This is a genomic window from Empedobacter sp. R750 (assembly GCF_030324345.1).
GTDB lineage: Bacteria > Bacteroidota > Bacteroidia > Flavobacteriales > Weeksellaceae > Empedobacter > Empedobacter falsenii_C.
Map to the genome: position 1 here is coordinate 1 of NZ_JACAGF010000019.1, position 23,544 is coordinate 23,544.

20 protein-coding genes are annotated in these 23,544 nt (G+C 31.3%); 16 read left to right on the forward strand and 4 right to left on the reverse strand.

Features of this window, described 5'->3' with window-relative positions; genetic code table 11:
* The 10 genes from HXZ74_RS15040 to HXZ74_RS15085 form a co-directional block, all read left to right on the forward strand.
* Positions 1–803: hypothetical protein (locus HXZ74_RS15040; RefSeq protein ID WP_286476166.1), on the forward strand; the 803-nt coding region annotated here is incomplete at its 5' end.
* 194 nt (positions 804–997) lie between these two features.
* Positions 998–1,282 carry a helix-turn-helix domain-containing protein gene (locus HXZ74_RS15045; RefSeq protein WP_230475676.1) on the forward strand — a complete coding sequence of 95 codons (285 nt, stop codon included), beginning with the start codon at positions 998–1,000 and terminating at the stop codon, positions 1,280–1,282.
* Positions 1,283–1,518: 236 nt separating this feature from the next.
* Positions 1,519–3,657 (forward strand): VapE domain-containing protein, encoded by a 2,139-nt coding sequence (locus HXZ74_RS15050; protein WP_286476168.1) that lies wholly within the window; start codon positions 1,519–1,521, stop codon positions 3,655–3,657.
* A 383-nt stretch (positions 3,658–4,040) separates the two neighbouring features.
* The gene (locus HXZ74_RS15055) at positions 4,041–4,949 is read left to right on the forward strand and encodes a COG2958 family protein (RefSeq protein ID WP_286476170.1); all 909 of its coding nucleotides are present in this window, start codon (positions 4,041–4,043) and stop codon (positions 4,947–4,949) included.
* Between the two features lie 384 nt (positions 4,950–5,333).
* Positions 5,334–7,229: a site-specific DNA-methyltransferase gene (locus HXZ74_RS15060; protein ID WP_286476173.1), complete on the forward strand. Its 1,896-nt coding sequence runs from the start codon at positions 5,334–5,336 to the stop codon at positions 7,227–7,229.
* A gap of 3 nt (positions 7,230–7,232) precedes the next feature.
* Positions 7,233–9,575 carry a DEAD/DEAH box helicase gene (locus tag HXZ74_RS15065; protein ID WP_286476175.1) on the forward strand — a complete coding sequence of 781 codons (2,343 nt, stop codon included), beginning with the start codon at positions 7,233–7,235 and terminating at the stop codon, positions 9,573–9,575.
* 3 nt (positions 9,576–9,578) lie between these two features.
* Positions 9,579–10,679 carry a Fic family protein gene (locus tag HXZ74_RS15070; protein ID WP_286476177.1) on the forward strand — a complete coding sequence of 367 codons (1,101 nt, stop codon included), beginning with the start codon at positions 9,579–9,581 and terminating at the stop codon, positions 10,677–10,679.
* Between the two features lie 226 nt (positions 10,680–10,905).
* Entirely contained in the window at positions 10,906–11,118 is a 213-nt protein-coding gene (locus HXZ74_RS15075; RefSeq protein ID WP_286476178.1) for a DNA modification system-associated small protein, read from the forward strand.
* An 11-nt stretch (positions 11,119–11,129) separates the two neighbouring features.
* On the forward strand, positions 11,130–13,115 hold the full coding sequence (locus HXZ74_RS15080) for an AAA family ATPase (RefSeq protein ID WP_286476181.1): 1,986 nt from the start codon (positions 11,130–11,132) through the stop codon (positions 13,113–13,115).
* 13 nt (positions 13,116–13,128) lie between these two features.
* Positions 13,129–14,709, forward strand: a complete 1,581-nt coding sequence (locus tag HXZ74_RS15085; protein WP_286476183.1) for an ATP-binding protein — start codon at positions 13,129–13,131, stop codon at positions 14,707–14,709.
* Between the two features lie 1,713 nt (positions 14,710–16,422).
* Here the strand turns inward: HXZ74_RS15085 and HXZ74_RS15090 are convergent.
* The 4 genes from HXZ74_RS15090 to HXZ74_RS15105 form a co-directional block, all read right to left on the reverse strand.
* Positions 16,423–16,671: a hypothetical protein gene (locus tag HXZ74_RS15090; RefSeq protein ID WP_038335651.1), complete on the reverse strand. Its 249-nt coding sequence runs from the start codon at positions 16,669–16,671 to the stop codon at positions 16,423–16,425.
* Positions 16,658–16,924, reverse strand: a complete 267-nt coding sequence (locus tag HXZ74_RS15095) for a hypothetical protein (RefSeq protein WP_068599396.1) — start codon at positions 16,922–16,924, stop codon at positions 16,658–16,660. The genes HXZ74_RS15090 and HXZ74_RS15095 overlap by 14 nt, the downstream gene beginning before the upstream one ends.
* An 11-nt stretch (positions 16,925–16,935) precedes the next feature.
* On the reverse strand, positions 16,936–17,388 hold the full coding sequence (locus HXZ74_RS15100) for a DUF5675 family protein (RefSeq protein WP_219035175.1): 453 nt from the start codon (positions 17,386–17,388) through the stop codon (positions 16,936–16,938).
* A 71-nt stretch (positions 17,389–17,459) separates the two neighbouring features.
* Complete coding sequence (locus HXZ74_RS15105; RefSeq protein WP_286476185.1) at positions 17,460–18,263, reverse strand: hypothetical protein; 804 nt, start codon at positions 18,261–18,263, stop codon at positions 17,460–17,462.
* 95 nt (positions 18,264–18,358) lie between these two features.
* Here HXZ74_RS15105 and HXZ74_RS15110 point away from each other — a divergent pair, with 95 nt between their 5' ends.
* The 6 genes from HXZ74_RS15110 (at position 18,359) to HXZ74_RS15135 (ending at position 23,483) form a co-directional block, all read left to right on the forward strand.
* Positions 18,359–18,850 (forward strand): thermonuclease family protein, encoded by a 492-nt coding sequence (locus HXZ74_RS15110; protein ID WP_286476186.1) that lies wholly within the window; start codon positions 18,359–18,361, stop codon positions 18,848–18,850.
* 155 nt (positions 18,851–19,005) lie between these two features.
* On the forward strand, positions 19,006–19,548 hold the full coding sequence (locus HXZ74_RS15115; RefSeq protein WP_286476187.1) for a hypothetical protein: 543 nt from the start codon (positions 19,006–19,008) through the stop codon (positions 19,546–19,548).
* A 121-nt stretch (positions 19,549–19,669) separates the two neighbouring features.
* Positions 19,670–20,014, forward strand: a complete 345-nt coding sequence (locus HXZ74_RS15120) for a hypothetical protein (protein WP_019975371.1) — start codon at positions 19,670–19,672, stop codon at positions 20,012–20,014.
* 8 nt (positions 20,015–20,022) lie between these two features.
* The gene (locus HXZ74_RS15125) at positions 20,023–20,313 is read left to right on the forward strand and encodes a cell division protein ZapA (RefSeq protein WP_038335658.1); all 291 of its coding nucleotides are present in this window, start codon (positions 20,023–20,025) and stop codon (positions 20,311–20,313) included.
* A gap of 263 nt (positions 20,314–20,576) precedes the next feature.
* Entirely contained in the window at positions 20,577–22,139 is a 1,563-nt protein-coding gene (gene rny / locus HXZ74_RS15130; protein WP_407932367.1) for a ribonuclease Y, read from the forward strand.
* A 384-nt stretch (positions 22,140–22,523) separates the two neighbouring features.
* Positions 22,524–23,483, forward strand: coding sequence for a ribonucleotide-diphosphate reductase subunit beta (locus tag HXZ74_RS15135; protein ID WP_280048968.1), 960 nt, complete (start codon positions 22,524–22,526; stop codon positions 23,481–23,483).
* Positions 23,484–23,544 lie beyond the last annotated feature (61 nt).

Genomic DNA, 23,544 nt, shown 5'->3' on the forward strand with positions numbered 1-23,544 from the left:
CTGAACTCGTTATAGTGTACTCAAACTCTTTTCTCTTCTTTTTATACTACAATTTAAGATTTTCAAATCTAAAGGAAATTGCTGATTTTATCAAACATCAACTTTTATATGCAAAAGATAAGCTACATTGGATTAATAAGTTTGAAAAGTTAGTTTCAGTAAATGAATTTCTGTTTGAAAAAGGAAGAAATAAAACTCGTTTAATGAAAATTTATACTTCAACAGAAATAATTCGATTAGGTTTATATAAACCAATAGAGATTAAAGACGAAGAAAGACCTGCACCGAGATACATCAATGCAGATTCAGAAGAACGATATTTTTCTTTTTATAAAACGCAGAAAAATTTGGAACAGATGGAAGATTATTGCGATCAAATCTTTTTCTTAACCAATGAGAAATACGAATACGAACAAGCTAACATTCATTTTATCAATCCAAAGCTTCCAGAATATTCAGAGCAATGCAACAAGAAAATTGAACATTTACAACACATCAGAAGATTACAGGAAGAATTACAAGTAGTTAAAGAAGAAAAATGCAATTACAACAAATTACAATTCAATGGAAACGTAAATCAACTGGTTGATATATTTTATCAAATGTCTAGAGAACTTTTTGTAGATGGAAAACCATTTTTAGATGGAAATCTCAATGATATCGCAAAAGTAATTGTGTCCAATTTTGTTGATAAAGATGGAAACGAATTAAGCCTAAAAACCGTTCGAACAATTTTAACTCCATCACGAGAAGATAAACGACCAAACATAAATAAGCGAATAGATATAGATAAATTGCTTTAAAGCATTCAATCCTAACTTACTCAGTTAGGATTTTTTTTGCTCAAAAAGGTCTTATTCAAAAAATAGCAAGTCTTCAACCAATCATAGATAAACAGTTAGTTTCAAAATTATTTTGGTCTTATAAGACCAACTTAAGACCTGGCGACTTTTTTTTCTATACTTCATTTGTTCCATAATCTTAAACAATTCAGAAAATGGAAGCAATCATTTTAACAAAGGAACAATACGATGCGATCGTATTCCAATTAGAGGAAATCACTAAAAAATTAAACAAAGCATTAGCAGCTAAACAAGAAACATTTATGGATAACCAAGAGTTTCTAATGCTAATGAAAATTTCAAAACGTACAGCTCAAACGTGGAGAGATGAAGGAAAGGTTTCATTCTGTCAAGTAGGCAACAAAATCTACTACAAAATGTCTGATGTCGAAAAGTTATTGAACGAACATTACAACAAATCATTCACTAACAAACGCTAAGAGTGAAACGAAGAAATGGCATCTAAATCGTTGGCGTTAAGAAAATCATCTTTACGAAGGATTAGAAGGAATTACCGACCATCGGGAATGATTTAATTCATTCCCGAAGTGAAAAGGATTTTTAGCCTAAACGGATTTATAGCCTTGACTTTTTTGTTTCGTTTTTGTGTCAAGACAAAAATGAAAGTAAAGAACAATTCATTTTACTTTTTACATAATACATAATACAACAAAATATGAAATTCACCCTATTCCAAAACTTCAACGAAGTCATCAACACTGTTCCAATTGAGCAAATCGTAACAGAAATCAAAGAAGGAACATACAAAAGTCAAATTTTGTATTTAAGAAAATCCTTAGAACAAGGAAAAATGGAACCATACGAAAAAGCAAAGAAATCATTACTAGCTTTTACACCAAGTGCAACATTCAAAGGAGGTAGAAAATTAGACTACCTCCAACATTACAACCAAGTCATTGTACTGGATATTGATAAAGTAGAGAAAAATAAGTTAGCAGAAATCAAACAAAAAGCCATTGAATTAAGTACAACATTTATGGCATTTATCAGTCCATCAAACAACGGATTAAAGCTATTCATCAAGGTTTCAACCAATCAAGACGAACACAAAAACACGTACAACATTATCAAAGAATTTTACGAAAAAGAGTTAGAAATAGAAATCGATAAATCCGGAAAAGACATTACACGTTTATGTTTTTACTCCTTTGATCCAGAAATCTATTTCAACCCAAACGCTGAAATTTTTTATTGTTATCCTGAACTTGTTTCAGGATCTCACCAAATAAATAATAATCATAGCTTAAATGAAACACATCGAAACCATACACAGAATAGTTTTACAGAAACGTATCAAACCCCATTTACACCAGATACGAATACGCTCATTGAACATTGCGTCCGATTCACAAAACAGAAAATGGATTACGTTGAAGGAAACAGAAATAACTTTGTACATCAATTAGCGTGTAACCTAAACCGAAAAGGAATCAGGTATGCAGAAGCATTAGGCTTCATTTTATCCGATTACAACTACAACGAAATCGAAGTAATGAATGCAGTAAAAAGTGCGTACAACAATACACACGAATTTGGTACTGATAAGGAGTATAAAACACCGAAAACAAAGGAAAAGACAAATCCGAAAAGTAGTTCAACAAACGAGGAAGAAATCGATGACGACGAAGAAAAACCTGCTGCCATAGAACGATTGGAAATGTTCCTGAATAAAAGGTACAACTTTAGGTACAACATCGTAACAGGAAAGTTGGAATATAAGAAGGTTCGTAACCAAATGTATAAACCAATTACCGATTTTGTAGAAAACTCAATTCTTAGAGAAGTACTTAAAGCCAAAGTAAAATGCAGCATCCAAGGATTACGTTATTTGTTGATGTCCGATTATGTCGAACAATTTGATCCATTCAAAGATTATTTTTCGACGTTGCCAGAGATAAATCAAGAAGTCGATTACATCACCGAATTAGCCAATACCATCACAACAACCAATCAAGAATTATGGTTAGAGTGTTTCAAAAAATGGTTTGTGGCAATGGTAGCTTGTGTAACAAACGAAAAAGTTGTCAATCAAACAGTTATTGTGTTCAGTGGAAAACAAGGAATAGGTAAAACTACTTGGATGGAAAAGTTAGTACCAAAACCATTAAAGGATTATTTGTTTTCAGGCACAATTAATCCGAACAACAAAGACACATTAATTCATTTGGCAGAATGTATGTTAATCAACTTGGACGAATTAGAAAACTTAAACAAAACAGAAATTGGCTCCTTAAAAGAAATCATTACCAAATCCCATATCAGAATGAGAAAAGCATACGGACATAATAATGAAACCTTACCACGTAGAGCATCATTTGCAGGTTCGGTAAATACAGCCCAATTTTTAAATGATACTACGGGTTCTCGTCGTTTCCTATGTTTTGAAGTTGAACACATCGAATACCATCACAACGTAAATTTAGATAATTGCTATAAACAAGCATTACATCTAATTGATGAAGGATTCAGGTATTGGTTCAACAACGAAGAAATTAAAAATATCAACCAAAACAACGAGCAATACCAAATCAAATCCCCAGAAGAAGAATTGCTACTAACGTGGTTTGAGAAAGCAGATAAAGAAACTGCAACAGCTTTTCTCAACACCACACAAATTGCTACAAGGTTAGCTTATTTTGGGAATATCAACATCAACAATTCAACCGTCATCCAATTAGGAAAAGCGTTGAAGAAATTAGGCTTTCTTCGCATCGTGAAGAATAGAAATTATGTGTATGCAGTAAAAGAAAAAGATTATGAACAAGTACAACAAGAATCAAAAATAATAGAGTAAAATATACTTACGCAGTGTTGTATAATCATACAGTAAATATTCATTGGATTACATTATTTTACATCAATTTATAGTGAGTAAGATGCGTAAGCTATTTTTACCAAAAAAGAAAATTGTAAAATCATCAAATTAAAATACTGGCAACATAAGCTATAATCAAAGTAAAGGAGAACCAATGGTTCTCCTTTTTGCATTCTATTCTTCGTTTAAAACAGTTTTTCATAAACACAAAAAAACAAAAAAATGTTTTTGCTCATTTTTACTTACGTTACTTACGCAGGGTTTTAATATTCTATATTATTTGTCTTTAATTCAATATTGCATATTAATATTATTTTTATATTCGTTAATAAAGATCTATTTAAAAAAAAACACTTACATATATGACATTCTTAGAATTAGCCGAAAGAGTTCTGAAAGAAGAAAAAAAGCCGCTCACTGCCATTGAAATTTGGAACATTGGAACCCAAAAAGGATACGATAAACAACTCAATTCAGAAGGTAAAACACCTTGGGCTACATTAGGAGCTCAAATATATGTGAACTCGAAAGATGATAAAAAAACAAAATTTGGAAAAACTGATTCAAGACCCAAAAAGTTTTATTTAAAATCGATGGTTTCAACAATAAACTTAGAAGATTACACTTTACCAGAAGATATTATAGATGACAAAAAGAAAAAATTTAATTTTCTTGAAAAAGATTTACATAAGTATTTATCATATTTTGCTTATTATCATTTAAACTGTTATACAAAAACAATCAATCATAGTATATCTAGTAAAAAAGAATTTGGTGAATGGGTACATCCTGATATGGTTGGTTGTTACTTTAGAATGGATGATTGGAAAAAGGAAGTTTACGACTTTAGTAATTCCATTGGTGTTCGAGGTATTGTTATATACTCCTTCGAATTGAAACGTGAACTTTCATTCTCAAATTTAAGAGAAAGTTTCTTTCAATGTGTGTCAAATTCGTCTTGGGCTAATGAATCATATTTAGTAGCTGCAAGAATATCAGAAAATGATGATTTTATGGAAGAATTATCACGCTTGGCAACTTCATTTGGTATTGGAGTTATTGAATTAAATATCGAAGATCCAGACTCATCTGAAATTATCATTCATGCAAAATATAAGCAAGATTTAGATTTTGAAACCATTAATAAACTTTCTATGAATAATGATTTTAAAGAATTTCTTGAGACTGTAAAAATTGATTTATCAAGTAAGAAAATTCATAAAAAAGAGTATGATATAGTTGAAAGTGTTGAAAAATTAAAATCAAAATAATTTTTGAATTTATATATCAGCTATCTATATAATGATACAATAAAATATATTTATTATAAACTATTCGTGAAAGTTTAATTTAACCTCGTTTAAACTTTTTAAGCGAGGTTTTTTATTAAAATATAAATTGTATAAATACAGTATTATTTACATTCAATTAGGTTAAGTTTTTAACTGATAATTTCGATTTCTTATAAATAGATTTTCAGGTATTTCTTCAAGTTATAGTATAAGGCAGCCAAGTAAATGCATCATGCTCATTTTTACATTATATTCTCACTTTATTTCTTTTTAATTCTTTAAATTATTTACTTTTATACAGTATAGTAAACGAATTGACTTTACACTTACTTTTTGTTATCTTTAAAAACTTATCCATACAGCATGAATAAACAAGACTTAATAAAGAAAATCAAAGATTTAACAGATATATCCAACGACGAAAAAGCGTATTTAATTGAATTGGTTAACACCAAAAAGAAATACGGTTTAGTATGGGAAGACAAACCAGAAGATGTAGAAGAGCAATTGCGTAGCATGTTACCTGTTTTTAAAGAGGTAAAAGAACGTGCAATCATTTCTGATGAAGAAAATGCACCCAACCATATCTTAATAGAAGGCGATAACTTACATGCATTAACTGCTCTTTCATATACACACGAAGGGAAAGTAGATGTCATCTATATCGATCCACCTTACAATACAGGAAACAAAGACTTTATTTACAACGATGCTTACGTAGACAAAGAAGATACCTACCGCCACAGCAAATGGTTATCGTTTATGGATAAACGTTTACGTTTAGCAAAGAAATTATTATCTGAAAAGGGTGTGATTTTTATTTCAATTGATGATAATGAACAAGCGCAATTGAAATTATTATGTGATGAAATTTTGGGTTCAAATAATTTTTTAGGAAGTATTATTCAAGATAAACAAAATGCTAAAAATGATTCAAAAAATATTCAAAAAAATCATGAATATATTCACGTTTATAAGAATAGTTTAAATTCTGATACAGTAATTTTAAAACAAGTAGAATTAAATAGAAGTGAAGTCTTTAAAAATGAATATGGATATTTTAAAATTAAAGACTCAATAACAACTAGAGGAGATGGGGGGACTCTAATTAAACGTAAAAATTTAGGTAATACGATTTATTACAATCCTATAACAAAAGATAAAATAGCTGTATGTGATTATAATATTGATTTGATAAAAAAAAATATTGAATTAGAAGATATATATATAGATGATGATAATTTAATTAGTAAGGGTTATGTACCTATTAGACCGCCTAAAGTTAGAGGTGAATTAGGTGTTTGGACATGGTCATTAGATAAGATAAATTCAGAAAAAAAATGTTTAATCGTAACTGGATCTAATAATAGATATCAAGTAAAAAAAATTGAATACGTCGATGAAAAATATGTTGAAGAGAGAGATTCAAAATTTTATTTTTCAGAGAATAAAATATCAAATTCAAGAAGTATTATTCAGTACTCAACAAATAATGGGTCTGAAATATTGAATTCTATTTTGGGTTATGATATAATCTTCAATAATCCTAAAAATATTGATATGATAAAATACTTTTTAGGATTGAAAGATAATAACTCAATTATCCTAGACTTCTTTGCTGGTTCAGGAACAACACTGCACGCAACAATGGAGTTAAATGCTGAAGATGGTGGAAATCGCCAATGCATTTTAGTAACCAATAACGAGAATAAAATTGCAGAAGAAGTAACCTACGAACGTAACAAACGTGTCATCCAAGGCTATATCAACGCCAAAGGAGAGCAGGTAGAAGGTTTAACAAATAATAATCTGCGTTATTACCAAGCCGATTTTGTACCGAGTGAACGTACCGAAATGAATCGTCGTTTACTAACAGCTCGTTCTACCGAATTGTTATGCATCAAAGAAAATTGTTTCATCGACAAAACCAAAGATTTTGGTATCAATGAGAAACAAGCCAAAATATTCTCTAATGGGTTAGGTAAATACATGGTAGTGGTTTACCATACCCGCAACCAAGAGGAAGTGATCGAGCAATTATCAAACGTTATTAGTGGTTTAGAAACGTCTGAAAAAGTAAAAGTATATGCGTTTAGTCCTGAAAAAGAAATCATAGAAGATGACTTTTACAGAGTTGCCGATAAAATCACTGCGGTTCCTTTGCCAGATAGTATTTACAATGCCTATCGTGCAACATTCTGTACCTTAAAATTAGACAAAAAAGAGGCTGTTTCATCAACTACTAACCAAGAAGCTTAATTCATGTACACTTTATTAGATTTTCAAGAAAAAGCAGTAAATGCATTACAAAATCATGTAATAGAAGCCTTAGAAATTGCTACGCCACAAACACCTGTATTATTAAAAGCCCCTACAGGAGCAGGTAAAACGGTAATGGCTGCTGCTTTATTAGAACGTATTGTAGACCAAGCACATTTACACCCTGGTTTAGATAACAGTATGGCGTTTATATGGTTTGCACCAAATACGTTACACGTACAAAGTTATGATTCTTTAAATCAATTGTACGAAGAACAAAGACGCTTAAATTGTTTAAATCTGAACGAGCTTTCTGCAAATCCGGTTCTCAATCCTGGTGATTTGTTGTTCGCCAATTGGAGCAGTTTAAGTTCAGATAAAAATATATGGCGTAAAGAAAATGAATCCAATACAAATTTAGAATCCTTAATAGAAAATACACGACAAAACGATACAAAAATTTTATTAATTATTGACGAAGCTCATTTAAGTGCATTCACTGGTGCTCAAGCAAAAGCAGTACGTGAACTAATTGCAGCAGATGTAGAAATTTTAATTACAGCTACGCCAAAAGATGAACAAACACTTAAGGCTGGAGATTTTTTTGTAAATGTACCACGCAAAGAAGTAATAGAACAAGAATTAATTAAAAAATCGGTTCGATTAAACATTGGATTAAATCCTGACGAACAGAATGGTGAAAATGTTCACATTCATTTATTACGTAAAGCTTTTGAGAAAAAAGCAGAGTTACAAAAATTATATAACGAAGAGTTAGGTGAAGGTGTTGTTAACCCTTTAATCCTAATTCAATTGCCTTCAGATAAATCAACCTTATCAGATGAGGATAAGACAATCCGTGAAGTGATAGAAGGATTGTTAAACATGGAATACAACATTTCTACAGCTAACGGTCGTTTAGCCATCTGGTTATCTGGCGAAAAAGACAAAGACGGTTTAGAAGAAATGAATGGTTTACAAGATGTTTTAATCTTTAAGCAAGCTATTGCTCAAGGTTGGGACTGTCCTCGTGCTGCTATTTTAGTAAGTTACCGAAATGTTCAATCACCTGATTTTGGGATTCAAACAGTCGGTCGTATTTTGCGTATGCCACATCGTAAGCATTACACAAACGATGATTTAAACCATGGCTATGTGTACACCAACATCCAAACCAATCAAATAAAATTTGTGCCTTCAGATGCTGATTATTTTGATAAATTATTAGCCACAAGACAAGATGATAAAGGTTGGGTATATACCAATTTGAAAACAGCTCAGATGATTAATGACCGTAAAACGTCGGCTACGTTAACTTCTGCTTTTCAAACCATTTTCTTTAATATCATGGAGGCAAAGTATGGGGTAAAACAATTACCTGAGTTGGATTTATTCACACCTCGTGAAAGTGATGATGCAGATGTTATTGCTTTAAAAGAAAAGAATACAAATTTGATGCGTGAAAAGGGATGGGAATTTGATATAAGTTCGCACCAAATTACTATACCAACTGATATAAAGGTAGATCCGTATCAAGTGAATGCAATTGCAATCAATTCACAAAACTCAAAAGATTTTGCCATTACAAGCGAAGAGTTTAGACAATATTTTGATCGTTTCTGCTACGATAGTATTACTTTATTAATTAAAGAAAAATCATGGCGTAAAATGCGTGAAACGTTAATCAATTTTGCAGAGTATTATTTACAAGCTTTTGAATTTGATGCGCGAAAAATTTATTTATTCCCAAATAATAAAGCATTGATACTGGATGATATCCGTGTGGCATTAGAAGAATTTAATAAATACCAACACGAACAAGAAGTAGTGAATCGTCGTGTAGAATATTCAGATTGGTCAATTCCAAAAGAACGTTTTTATTCAGAAAAACATACAAGAGAAGAAATTTCTTCTCATGCTTTAGCACCTTTCTATGAATTAAATGGAGCTTCAAATCCTGAAAAGTTATTCAAAGACTTCCTAATTCAGAATGAAGATAAAATTGAGTATTGGTACAAGAATGGTGATAGTGGGCGTGAACATTTTGCAGTCGATTATACAGATATAGCAGGCGTAAAACGTTTGTTTTTTGTAGATTTTATTATTCGAACAAAAGATGGCCGTATCGGATTATTTGATACCAAATCACTGAAATCAGATATTGCAGATGCGAATAAACACAATGCATTACGCCGTTGGATGAATGAAAATGGTACCGAATATTTTGGTGGTGTATTAATCCCGGTAGAACAGGCAGATGTATGGAAGTTCTATTACTCTGAATTTGATTTAGAGGAAAATAAGTACATTGAATCAATTACAGGGTTTACTGATTTAAGATTTTAATCGATGAATAATTATAGCATACCTAACTTACCTTTAGATGAAGATGTGGAATCTAAAAAGGTCTTGAAAAAGTTAGCTTTAGCTCATAAAGCTTTAGCTGAGTTAAATGGTGTTTCAGAAACAATTCCTAATCAAGAGATTATCCTTAACACTTTATCTTTACAAGAAGCTAAGGATAGTTCGGCTATTGAAAATATTATTACCACACATGATGAATTATTTAGTAGTGACGAGTTAACAAAACAGTTTGCTAGTCCTGCGGCTAAAGAAGTATTTAATTATGCTGCATCTCTTAAATATGGATTTAGCTTAGTAAGAAAACATGGTCTTCTTACTGCTAATAATATTATTGATATTCAAGGTGTTTTAGAAGAATACCGCTCTGGTTTTAGAAAAGTTCCTGGAACTACACTTAAAAATGATCAAACTGGTGAAGTGATATATACTCCTCCTCAAAACCATCAAGATATTGTGAAACATATGAATAATCTTGAAGCATTTATTAATGTTCCTGATTTAACAGATTTAGATCCTTTGGTTAAAATGGCAATTATTCACCATCAATTTGAGAGTATACATCCTTTCTATGATGGTAATGGAAGAACTGGACGTATTATTAATATCCTATATTTAGTAAAAGAAGATTTATTGAACTTGCCTATTTTATATTTGAGCCGTTATATCAACCAAAATAAAGCGCAATATTATCAATTACTACAACAGACTAGAGATACTGGTGAGTGGGAAGATTGGATTATGTTTATCTTAGAAGCTATTGAAAAAACTTCTATGCAGACAACCACAATAATTAAAGGGATTAAACAATTAATGCAAAATTATAAAGTAATTATTAGGGAAAATGAACCTAAAATTTATTCTCAAGATTTAATAAACAATTTGTTCAAACATCCTTATACTAAAATTGAATTTTTAGTGGATGATTTGAATATAGCTCGACAAACAGCTTCTAGACATTTAGATAAATTAATAGATTTAGATCTTGTACATAAACAAAGAATAGGCAAAGAAAATTTTTATATCAATAAAGCGTTATATGAATTTTTATATGAAGCGCCACAAATTCATAATTTAAAAGATTTGTAAATAATTAGGATTAAGCTTCGTATAATTATCATGTTATAAAAAACACAAAATTGTAACACGTTTAATTTTCATGTTACAAAAATTACAAAATTGTAACATGTTCAACATTCATGTTATAATAATTACAGAATTGTAACACGTGTAAATATCGTGTTACAAAAATTAAAAAAAACGTACATTTAGAATATAGGTATAAATAATTTAAATAACACTTAGCTAAATAACTATGGATAAAGGATTAGACGCAATGTTTATACACTACGGTATTCGTAGAGAAGACATGGCTATTATAAAAAAAATTTGTGAGACGAACGATATTGATTTTGATTGGTTTAAAGATGAAATTCTTAAGGAGTATCATGAAATAAAAATGAAAAATCAAGAAACTGAAGAGATTACAATACAAAAAATTATAGAAAAAGCATTAAAAAATAAGTAAATACAAACCTTATGCTAATAACTAGAATTGCTGCAAAAAACTATAAAACCTATAAAGATTTAGATTTAGATCTTAGTGTGAAACCAGACAAACCTATTGTATTAATTGGTGGTCAAAATGGAGGTGGTAAAACAACTTTATTTCAAGCGATTTATGCTGCACTGTATGGTTTAGATGTGAAAGATGAAGATCATTTTAAAAGACTAATTAGTGCTGCTGTTCCTTTTAACAATGATCTAAAGATAGAATTAGAAATTGATTTTAAAGGAAAGGTATTACATCAAGAATATTTTTATAAAATAAAGCGTATTTACGCTTTAAATACACAAAATAAGCCTGTCGAATCCGTGAGTTTAAATTTTAATGGAGAAATTTTTACTTACGGATCAGCTACACCTATAAATCAAAAAGCTATTGCTGAGGCAGAAGTAAATAAAATTATTAAGGCTAATCTTCCTAAAGAATTAAGTAAGTATTTTCTTTTTGATGCAATGGAGTCTGGTAATATTCTAAAAGAAGATTATCTTTCTCGTGTAATCAAAGAAAATATTGAAAACGTGATGGGTTTTAATAAATACACTTATTTATTAAACGCAACGAGTAAAGTAAAGCAAAAATATATTGAAGAATCAATAGGTATTGAAGCTGAACGTGAGGAGTATAAAGCCTTAGTTGATGCGAAAGAATCTTATGAAAACAATATTAAAAAATTGAATGAAGAATATCAAAATAAATTGGGATATTCTATAAGTAATAAAGAGTTGTATGGTAAAGCTAAACAAGGTGTAAATCTTCAGAAAGAATACCAAGAACGTATTCAATTTCTTCAAAAGAAAATTGAAGAGCTAAAAGATAAACAAGCAATTTATTTAGCGAATGTTACTAAATATACCAATGATGTCGAAATTCAAGTTTTCTTACCCAAGTTAATTGATAGTATTCGTGAAGAATTACAGTTAATCATTTCGAAGAGTGAATCTGATAATGCGAATCATTTTACTAAAGTTCAATTAGATTTTATTACAGATAAATTAGACAGTTTTATTCTTACTAAAGAATATAAAAATTTAGATGCAAATGATTTCTCTAATGGTTTTGTTTATTATTTAAAATCCTCAACTCAAGATCAAGACGACGCTAATCCATACAATTATTTGTCAGCTGAAGAATTAGAAACAATAGGTGCGATGTTAAATTTAACATCAATTAATGCGTTTAATTTTTTGATGCAATCAAAAGATAATTTAGAAAATGAGTTTTTACAGTTGCCTACATTAAGAGCTCAATTAGATGAAGCTAAAAGTCATTTGACAGCAGACGATAATTCAATTATTCAAACTTATGAATCCAATGAATCGAGATTAACTGAGATTAAAGAATCAATTAAAAATTATAAAACGGAAATTGAAAAATTAGAAACTAAAATCAACAGATTTGATATACCCGATGATGAAGTTCCTAATCCTAAATTAGAGTTATGTAAGAAAATTGAACCTATTTTCGGTCAAATTGCTACAGCATTATTAAATGCTAAAAAACAACAGATTGAACAGACAATGTTGGAAGATTTAAATTCTACTCTTGTTGTCTATGAAAATCAAATAGGTCGTGTTGAATTATCTGAAAACTTAGCAGATTTAACGTTCAAAATTTATCACAAAGCTGGTAATGAAATTTATTTAGAGGAATTAAATGCTGCTTCTAAACAAATTATAGTTCAAGTTTTATTAAAAGCATTACATCAATTTGGAGATTATAATCCTCCAGTAATGATCGATACAGTAATGGGATATTTAGATGAAGATAGTAGAGCTTCATTGTTAGAAAATTATTTTCCAAAACTTTCACATCAAACGATCCTATTAAGTACAGATAGCGAAGTTAGAACCGATAAAGATTTAATGAAAATTGAAGAATTTATTTCTAAAAAATATACACTTATTAGAGATAAAGAATTGCAATTAACGACAATTAGCGAAGGTTATTTTAACAATTAAACAAATCCATTATATGTTAACATTACAAACAGGCTTAAGAATAGCAGAAGCGGTTCAACCTAAAATGGATGAGTTACGCTTAAAATATGAAACTATTGTTAATTTAAGTAAATATGAATTCGATGTTTTCCCTTTTTCTGTAAAAGGGAATGCAAAATTTATGCGTATCGCTTTACTTGTAGGTCTTTCACAAAATTACAAAAGAACAGATGATTTCTTAAAGCTGACTATGACAAATAATAGTATTCAACCAACTTTATTTACAGTTCATGGGCTAGCAAATACAATCAATACGTTAATTCATTTAAGATATAATCACTTAAATATTGATTGGGAAGATAATAGTAAAAAGAGCAAAGTAATATGTTTTGAAATTTTGAAAGGTGCTGAATATTTGATTCAAGGTAATAATTTAGAAGAATGGTTGTCATTTACAAAATCAAATAATGGAAACGCTAACGAAATTCCACATTTAAATTTAAATATTGGAGAATATGCAGATGATATACCTGCATATTTAGATATGAATAGTACTGCAATAACGAATACTCAAATACTTATTGCAGGAACAACAGGATCAGGTAAATCGAATTTATTGGCAGTTTTAATGAATGAAATCAGAGCGTTATCAGTTGAAACAAATTACCCAGTAAATTTTTTATTTTTTGATTATAAAGGAGAATTTTCTGATGTTGCAAATAACGATTGGTTAAATCATTTTGCAGTGGATCGAAAAGCTATTTTGGATCCAATTGTTGAGCCATTACCTTTTACACCGTTTAAAAATTTTGTTCAAGCAAATCAAAATGAGATAAATATTTATTCAACAGAAATGGCTAATGCACTTTGTTCAATTGATAAAGCAACAATTAGTGCAAACATGAGTAATCGTTTATCTGAAGCAATTATTAACGCATACAAGCATACAAAGGGTATGCCTATAACGTTTGATTTAATGCTTGATTGTTATACAGAGCTTCAGCCTAAGAATGATAAGGAAAAAGTTGATAGCGTTAAATCTGTATTAAGTCAATTGATAAGAGCTAATATTTTTTCCTCTGAAGATCATATCGATTTAATAAATAATAGCTTTATTGTCAAAATGGATAAATATGCAAGTGATGGTCCTGTAGGTAAAGCAATTGTTTATTTTATTATTTCGAAATTAAATTCAATTTATGAAAATCTACCACAACAAGCTAATGATGGTAAAAGAGTTCAATTACGTCATTTTACGATAATTGATGAGGCACATTATATGCTTGATTTTGATAATAAGCCATTACGAAATTTAATTGCTGTTGGGCGTAATAAAGGAATGAGTGTGGTGTTAGCTACACAAAATATGGAGCATTTCAAATCTAAACATTTTGATTTTTATGCAAATGCTCAATATCCTTTAATAATGAAACAACAATCAATCAATGATGGTGTTTTAAAAGATTTATACGGTGCTAATGCAACTGAACTTCAAGAAATAAAACAAGCGATTGTTTCTTTAGGTAAAGGTGAATTAATTATCAAAAACAATGAAGCAATCATGTTAGGTTTTGGTAAAAAATTCAAAAAATTTAAAGTAAGACACTTAATTTAAAATAATAGGTTATCAAAACCCAAAATACGACATCAAGTAGTATTTGATGGTCAGTAATATATAAACGCCTATTTGCAAAGTTGGTAAGTGTATAAGGCAACAACAAAAAAGCTACTGCGGTTAATTCTAGCATTGCTTATTACATAATAAACTCAACGGATATGCCCCAAAAAGTGATAAACTATTTGGGGCTTTTTTTATACCCAATCACTGCATTTACTTTTTACAATCAAACTCATCTGCCAACAAAAGCAAAAAAACTCAAAACTTATCACTCAAAACTCACAACTCGAACCCAGCCGCCCTACCAAAGCTAAGTTACATAACATGGCATTATAGTCGCCTGACGGGCTTCGGGGACAAGCCCACTATAATCATATTATGTAAAATAGCCCCTTCCTTTACCTGTCCGAAACCAATCGCATCTCATGTCGTTTTTTGCCCTTGTTGAAGTAGCAGTATTGCCACAATCATTTTTATGCAACGATTTACTCCGTTAGGTTCATTTCGCTTCACTTCGTTACATTTCAGTAAGCAAAAAATTTACTTTCATTTCACTGCGTTCCGCTTTATTCACCCAACTCCGCAAAACCAAGCCTAAAATAAGCTTTCCTTTCAGTCAAGCCCATTTTTGAACGGCTTTTCGTTACACACAAAAATGCTCGATTAGCAAATTAAATCTCGAACGCTATTCCATTTACCACAACGCATTTACAATAATTCATCATTCATAATTTTTCCCCTAGCGCTTTGCGCTTAAAAAGACATGAGATTTGCAGACGAGTGTCAATCCATTGAACACAGCGTAAAAATGATCGCTGAGCGATAGCGAATGATCGAGCATTTTAGTGGCGAGAGATGATGATTGACCGACGAAAATCTAAGTCTTGATTTTTTTGATTACTTTTTTGATCAAGCAAAAAAGTGATAATGAATAGATGTGTATCATAAGTGCCGAACGCTATTCCATTTACCACAACGCATTTCCAATAATTCATCATTCATAATTTCTAATTATTCCACGCACCCCGCCACCCAAGAAAGCGGTTACAGGTTCAGAAAAAGCAAAAGTTTTTTAGTAAGGTACATTTGTGTATTGCGCTAAACCGCTAGTCGCATCACATCGTTCGGTACTCCATTGCAAAGCAATTCGTAACCCCTCACTTTTGTGCTGCTTGATAGCTTATTAGCCCACACCAATTGGCTCGGTGTAGCAAAACATCCTGTCGGATGTTCAGCTACAATCCCTCGTCACCTTATTTTGATATTGGATTGCTTTTCTTCACTGCGCATATTGCCCCAGTGCGTTCTTTCCGGAATAGACACACCAAAATTCACAAAAAAGATAGCAAAGTTAGTTAGTGGTCGTTTTACGTCAAGGTCAAGCCCTTCGGGTTTCTCACAAAATCTCCACCCATTCGGGTAGTATTTTGCTCGAAAACCTTGCCTTTAAAACCCCCAATCCTGAAAGAATGACTTTCTTTTTTTTTTTTTCTTTTCTTTTCAAAAAACATTGAATTTGAACCAAAACCACTTCCTCGATTTTATAATTTTGATTCATCTTTTTCGACAACATTCCGACTTCGTTTCGGAGATAAAGCGTACATATTCCACCTCTATAGATAATTGGGTGCAGTTATCACGCATAAAAAAATCTCACCATTACGATGAGATTTCAAAAAGTCCTGAAAGTCCTGATAAGGTCTTTTTAGACTATTTTTTATTTGGATCATTATCTGCTTCATCAATCTTTACAGCAGTTTGAGCAACAGCACTGGCGATTGCACCACCTAAAGCCAAATATCCTGCAACTGTAATAACCGTTGCCGGAAGAACAACCGGAGCAGCTAAGATAGTACCGCTAATCGCAGTTAAAGCTAATCCAACATTACGAACGATTTTAAACCATTTTGGTGTTTCATTGGTTACACGCTCAACTAAATTTAAACTATCCTTTTTCATCACGTTTATTTTTAAGATTTAACATTTCAAGAGTTGTAATTCTTGATTCTAAATATTCGACACGTTGGCTGAGTAAATCATAACTGTTTTTAAATTCAGTTTTGATCAATAAAGCCATCGTTTTTACTTCTGTAATATCCTTTTCCATTTTTTTAAAATCAGAGTGTAATTGCTTAATGAAGTAAGCAACCACTGCCAATAATAAACTTGAAACTGAACCGAAAAGGACATTTAAAACCAATTCATTTTCCATAGCTTCTGATTTTAGAATTGAAAATTATTCTCGATTCGAATTTGATTTTCTTTGCTTTTGGCAATCTTCAAAAGTTTAGGATATACCATATCATAAGCTTTACGACTATGGGTAACTTGATAATCACCATTGATCAATTCAAAACCAAACCCAGTCAACGGACATCCTGCAGTTTGTAAATACGTATTTCCGATATGGATATATACATAATCAAAATTCGGAAGCTGATCAATTTCAATCATACCTTCGTGAACTTTACCCATTAGATTTTTATACTTGGTATTCATACCTCCCCAAGAATTGACAATCAATTTAAAATCACCCGTAGGTATTGCAGTTTGCTTAGGTATTTTATCGGCTCGTATTTTATCTTCTAACAAATAACATTGAAAGATTCCATCAATATATAAATGGCTCAACGTACTTTGTTTTCCTTGTGCCACACGAACAATTTTAACACGCATAATCAATCATTTTAAATCAAACAAAAAAGAGCCTTTTCAAATCGAAAAGACTCCTTAACCAACCTAACCGCTTAAAAAGCATCTTCGATTTTCAGACAGTTTCCAGAGGCGAAAGGATAATAATTTCCGTTGACTTCTTGGAAAAACTCAATACCAATACACTGAACAACCGTTACATTATTTGCTAAAGTTGGAGCACCTGGTAAAGCTGCCGAAATCGTACTTCCGGTATACGGAGCATTTAACGGAATATAAGCCGAGTATTCAACAACATTTAATTCGTTATTAATTGCATCGTCAGGCTCATAATTTCCAGTTGTAGGATTGAACGAGAAATCCGATAAAACAGCCAATGCATTAATTAAACGAAAGTGTGTAGTACCAGCAGGAGCAGAAACCAATTCAGCAGGATTAAATGCTGCAACAATAAATTCCGCTTCGTTTCTATCAACGTTGTGTTCCACATCATAAGGCGCATTAAAAACACCATTAATCGAAAGCTTTTTGTCAAACTCAAAACCAATTAAATATTGGCGTTGAGTAGAAACTTCAACTTTACGATAACCTCTGGCTTCTGTACCATCTTCTAAGTTGATTTTCTTCATAACTGAAGTCAATCGACCTGTAACTTGACTATCTGCCATTTTACTCATGACTTGAGAAAGAGCGGTACGCAACGATTTTCCAGTTCTTGCACAACCACCAAACTCATTCATATTTTCACGAGTACGTTCAAACTCAGGTGCAGATTTCACCTGCTGAGCAGTTGGACCACCAACCATACCAGCATAAAAGCCAGGTTGTCCTTTAATTTTAAAATGACGTACATCTCCAATGGTTCCGATGTACTTCATTAGTCCTTTTTGTCTTGCCATAACTTTAAATTTATTAGTTAAACATTTGAGAATAATACTATTACAAAGTTGAATAATTAAATTTGTATAGACAATATGTAACTAATTGCAATACAATGAAATACAGTGCTAAAGAACCTTGTTACCTGGAAACATTTTATAATGTATTGGAAATCAAAGATGCAGATACTAAGGTTGTGAAACACGCTTTTTCGAAAGAAGAAAAAGAAATTCGATTATACGGAATAGACGCACCAGAAATCCGAAAGAATAGAAAATTAAAAATAGATGAAGAAAAAACGCATCTTCCTGCTAGTTTGTTGATCGAGTTAGGATGGGAGGCAAGAAATTACCTAACTAACGTTTTGAGTATTGGAGATAGAATAACCATACTTACAGAAATAAAAAATGCCTACGATTTTTATCATAGGCAATTAGGTTATGTTATCCTGGAATCAGGCGAATGTTTAAATGAATTGTTGCTTCAAAATGGATATGCAAAAGTATCAAGGGATTATTATTGTTCCAAATTAGCAGAATATCAGTTGATGAATCGTACTGCTCAGTTAAATAAAGTCGGTTTATATGCTCGAATATCCCATTTTTAAACCCAGATCAAATGTTAAAGTTTCGTTTTTTATGGCTTAAAATCTATGCTCAACAAAGACTTAAAACATACTTTTTCAATTGTTGTACTTATGTTGTACTAAATGCTATGAAATGAGTAACCAACCCACTAAAATAAAGGCTTTGCAAAGAAACTTTGGATATAGTTGAATTATCTGAAGAAAGCGTGAAGAAAATAGATAAAATTCAACGCTCTTATTTGATTGAATTAAAAGTTCCGTCAAATAAATTGCGCGAACATGTCAAATTTGCAGTAGAAAAAGGAATTATTATCGATCATATTTTAATTAATAATGAAGAAATGACCTTTGAGAAATATGAAAATGAGTTGAAAAATGAAAACAATAAAGCAGTTAAAATTTCGCAACAAATCGAAAATAAAGTCAACAAAGCGTTGATAAATGATGCGACTTCTTATGCGACTATTGCGTATCAATTATCAGAAGAACCACGAGTTGTAACGAATATTTTACCACAAACTGATCTGAAAGCTTATAGAGAAATCAACTTAGGATATGAGTTAAAACAAAGTTGGAAAGATGGAATGTATTATTTCAAATCAATTTTGATTGTTTTCTGTCAATTTCTGCCAACTATTCTTTCGGTATTGTTTTTGTTTTTTAGTATCAAGTATGTTGTGAAAGTAGTGAAGAATAGAGAAACGAAACAAAAAATATAAGTAAATCTCTATTTGTCAAATGAATAAGAAAAAACTGATAATATTTAGGTTTTTGTATTGATTAGAAGTAAAAAAATACTATTTTTGCAATAGAAGCTAGAATAATTGAAATTCTCAGGAGATGGAAAAAATGGTAAAATTTAATGAACTTGAAAACAAAGTTTTAAGTGTTTTAGGCCAACTTGGGAATTATAAAGATATATTGAAGGGCGCTGAAAACTCGATACAAGAATTGGAAAAATTGCAAAATGAAATCAATTCTCTAAAAGAAGAAAATGCCCGATTGAAAAATAAATTGAGAGATTCGCAAGCGAATAACTTAAATTTAAATGAGGAGGTAAAACGATTAAAAGTCGTTAATGCAATGAGCGGAAATCAGGAGTACAAACAAATGATGAAGCAAAGAATGAACAAATTAATAAAAGAAGTCGATACGTGCATCGCTCAAATTAAAACTAATAATTAATAAAAAGAATGTCAACTCAACGAATTGAGATAAAAATTGCTTCACGTCATTACCCAATGACGATTAATTCTGACGAGGAAGAAATGTTACTTTCTTGTGCAGAAGAAATAAATGGTATTTTGAAACAATTTGAACAAAAGTACGCTGTTTCTGACAAACAAGACGCACTTGCAATGGTGACAATTCAGTTAGCTTTACGTGAAGCAAAGTTGAAAAAGCAGGTGAAAGATAATGAAGAAATGACAACAGAGCGCATTTCGAAGTTATTAGAATTGATTGATCAGTCAATCGCAAAATAAGAGAAGTTCTGACAGTTGTGAAACTGTCCACTAAACAATATTCCTACATTAGTTCTAGCTATTTTGGTTAACTCAACACTAGTTTTGTTACCGAGTGAACACCGTTCGGAAAGCGGGCCGCAACCTTTTAGGTTCATTTATTTGACAGCGGATACTTGACTGACGGACTAACTCAAATCCTGTTTACAGGAGTTAACTCAAAACATACTTTACTAATGTAGGTTTTTTTATATATAAACATTACATAATCTATGGACCCAATTATGACAATAATTATTGCAATTGTTACATTAATCATAGGTGCAGCGGTGGGATATTTCTTATCAAAAAAATCAGTTGATAAACAGAATCAAGAACTGATTGACGAAGCAACTCGCAAAGCACAAAATTTGATTAATGATGCTGAGAAAGATGGTGAAGCCATTAAAAAAGAGAAAATTTTTCAAGCCAAAGAGAAATTTTTAGAATTAAAATCTAAACACGAAGAAGTTGTTAATCAACGTGAAAGAAAAGTAGCTGATGCTGAGCTTAAAGTAAAAGAACGTGAAGAGAGAATCAAAACGGACTTAGCAGAAATTCAGAAACAAAAAGATCAGATTAAATCTGAGAAAGGAAATATACAAGCACGTACAGAAAAGCTTAATATTAAGCAAAAAGAAGTGGATACGATGCACAAAAAACAAGTAGAAATCCTTGAGAAAATTTCGAATTATTCTGCTGATGAAGCACGTGCTGAATTGATAGAAGTCTTAAAAGACGAAGCAAGAACTAAAGCACAAGCTCATATCCAAGAAATTATGGAAGAGGCGGAATTAGATGCGAAAAATGAAGCGCGTAAAATTGTGATTTCTTCTATTCAACGTATTGGTACAGAGCAAGCTATTGAGAATGCAGTTTCTGTATTTAACATTGAGTCTGACGAAATCAAAGGACGTATCATTGGTCGTGAAGGACGTAACATTCGTGCAATTGAGGCTGCGACTGGAGTTGAGGTGATCGTTGATGATACGCCAGAAGCGATTATCCTTTCTTGTTTCGATCCTGTTCGTCGTGAAATTGCTCGTTTGTCTTTACATCGCTTAGTAACAGACGGACGTATTCACCCGGCACGTATTGAGGAAGTTGTGGCTAAAACAACAAAACAAATCGAAGACGAAATCATCGAAGTTGGTAAGAAAACAATTTTAGATTTAGGAATCCACGGTTTACACAAAGATTTGGTTCGTATCGTTGGACGTATGAAATACCGTTCTTCTTACGGTCAAAACTTGTTACAACACTCTCGCGAGGTGGCAAACTTAGCAGGAACGTTGGCTGCGGAATTAGGATTGAATCCTAAGTTAGCGAAACGTGCAGGTTTATTACACGATATTGGTAAAGTGCCGGAGCAGGAATCTGAATTGCCTCACGCAATTTTGGGTATGCAATGGGCGGAGAAATATGGAGAACATCCAGATGTAGTTAATGCAATTGGAGCTCACCACGACGAAATTGAGATGACTTCTTTAATTTCACCACTTGTACAAGTTGCCGATGCCATTTCTGGTGCTCGTCCAGGTGCTCGTCGTCAAGTTGTGGAATCGTATATGCAACGTTTAAAAGATTTAGAAGCTACGGCTCTTAACTTTGATGGTGTAGAAAAAGCATATGCAATCCAAGCTGGTCGTGAGTTGCGTGTGATTGTAGAAAGTGATAAAGTTGATGATACAAAAGCAGCTGAATTATCGTTCTTAATTTCAGATAAAATTCAAAACGAAATGACTTATCCAGGTCAAGTTCGTGTAACTGTAATTCGTGAAACGCGTGCAGTGAATATTGCGAGATAAAATTTAGAATTTAATCATATTCTTTAGGCAAGTCTACAACAAGGCTTGCCTATTTTTTTTGTGTTAAATTATAGAAAATTAATCCAAGTTATAGTTGTTATTTTGATAAAAATTATTAAATTATAACGAATAAAAATTTAAAAATAATTAATTAATAATCAAATAATTAACAACTTGTTGATAACCTTTTTAATTTTTAAGATTACAAAATTTTTAATTGTAAAATCTTATCTTAATTTTGAAAGAATCGATGAGTAATTGAAACGAAAATGTAACCCTATTGAGGTTCAAATTTCTAAATAAAATAAAAGAACCAACTTTAATTTATTTGGAAGAAAAAATCGTTTTTACCAAAGTTTATTAATCTAAAAAGTCCAAAAAACTATGTCTATTTTTGATAAAAGGGTAAATTATAAACCATTTGAATATCCTGAAATTTTAACCTTTACAGAAGCAATCCAAAAAGCATATTGGGTACATGGAGAAGTAGATTTTACTTCGGATATCCAAGATTATCATGCAAATTTAGATGATGCGAAACGCGAAATTCACAAACGTTCTATTTTATCAATTGCGCAAGTTGAGGTAACGGTAAAAGGATTTTGGGGAGATTTATATCACTATTTTCCAAAACCAGAATTGAATGGATTAGGTGCTACTTTTGCAGAATGTGAGTTTAGACACAGTGAAGCGTATTCGCGTATTTTGGAGGTAAATGGATATTTGGATGAATTTAATGTAGCCTTACAAAATCCAATTTTCAAAAGCTATAATACATTTGTTGGCGAAATTATGCGCGACGAGAGCAAATCAATTGTAGAGAAATTATTGTTCTTTGCATTGGTTATTGAAGATAGTTCGTTGTTCTCGAAATTTGCAAATATTTTGGCATTTACACGTTTTGATGGTTTAATGAAAAATACTGCAAATATCATTGCTTGGACATCTACAGATGAGCAAATTCACGCAAATGCTGGAATTTATTTGATTAATAAAATTCGTGAAGAAGGATTATTACCAGACGAATTAGATCAAAATTGGGTAGAAACTGCTGTTCGTGGATATATCGATCAAGAAGAAATGATGTTAGATTGGATTTTCGAGAAAGGAGAATTTGGTTATTACTCAAAAGCAGATTTATTAAACTATATGAAATACCGTATTGATGAAGCGATTGCTAAAATTGGTTACAAAAAAATATTTCATATTTCACAAGAACAATATAAGCCAATGGCTTGGTTTGAAGAAGAAGTTTTTGCAAGTAGCTTAGACGATTTCTTCGCAAAAAGACCAGTAGATTATACTAAACACGACAAAAGTATTTCGGCAGACGATTTATTTTAAACCGTCGAAACTTTTTATCAAAAACACAACTATAAATAAAATTATTTAACAAAATCACATC

Coding starts and splice junctions, on each gene's coding strand:
- HXZ74_RS15045 (WP_230475676.1), top strand. CDS start 998: ATGGAAGCAATCATTTTAACAAAGGAACAATACGATGCGATCGTATTC.
- HXZ74_RS15050 (WP_286476168.1), top strand. CDS start 1,519: ATGAAATTCACCCTATTCCAAAACTTCAACGAAGTCATCAACACTGTT.
- HXZ74_RS15055 (WP_286476170.1), top strand. CDS start 4,041: ATGACATTCTTAGAATTAGCCGAAAGAGTTCTGAAAGAAGAAAAAAAG.
- HXZ74_RS15060 (WP_286476173.1), top strand. CDS start 5,334: ATGAATAAACAAGACTTAATAAAGAAAATCAAAGATTTAACAGATATA.
- HXZ74_RS15065 (WP_286476175.1), top strand. CDS start 7,233: ATGTACACTTTATTAGATTTTCAAGAAAAAGCAGTAAATGCATTACAA.
- HXZ74_RS15070 (WP_286476177.1), top strand. CDS start 9,579: ATGAATAATTATAGCATACCTAACTTACCTTTAGATGAAGATGTGGAA.
- HXZ74_RS15075 (WP_286476178.1), top strand. CDS start 10,906: ATGGATAAAGGATTAGACGCAATGTTTATACACTACGGTATTCGTAGA.
- HXZ74_RS15080 (WP_286476181.1), top strand. CDS start 11,130: ATGCTAATAACTAGAATTGCTGCAAAAAACTATAAAACCTATAAAGAT.
- HXZ74_RS15085 (WP_286476183.1), top strand. CDS start 13,129: ATGTTAACATTACAAACAGGCTTAAGAATAGCAGAAGCGGTTCAACCT.
- HXZ74_RS15090 (WP_038335651.1), bottom strand. CDS start 16,671: ATGAAAAAGGATAGTTTAAATTTAGTTGAGCGTGTAACCAATGAAACA.
- HXZ74_RS15095 (WP_068599396.1), bottom strand. CDS start 16,924: ATGGAAAATGAATTGGTTTTAAATGTCCTTTTCGGTTCAGTTTCAAGT.
- HXZ74_RS15100 (WP_219035175.1), bottom strand. CDS start 17,388: ATGCGTGTTAAAATTGTTCGTGTGGCACAAGGAAAACAAAGTACGTTG.
- HXZ74_RS15105 (WP_286476185.1), bottom strand. CDS start 18,263: ATGGCAAGACAAAAAGGACTAATGAAGTACATCGGAACCATTGGAGAT.
- HXZ74_RS15110 (WP_286476186.1), top strand. CDS start 18,359: ATGAAATACAGTGCTAAAGAACCTTGTTACCTGGAAACATTTTATAAT.
- HXZ74_RS15120 (WP_019975371.1), top strand. CDS start 19,670: ATGGAAAAAATGGTAAAATTTAATGAACTTGAAAACAAAGTTTTAAGT.
- HXZ74_RS15125 (WP_038335658.1), top strand. CDS start 20,023: ATGTCAACTCAACGAATTGAGATAAAAATTGCTTCACGTCATTACCCA.
- rny (WP_407932367.1), top strand. CDS start 20,577: ATGACAATAATTATTGCAATTGTTACATTAATCATAGGTGCAGCGGTG.
- HXZ74_RS15135 (WP_280048968.1), top strand. CDS start 22,524: ATGTCTATTTTTGATAAAAGGGTAAATTATAAACCATTTGAATATCCT.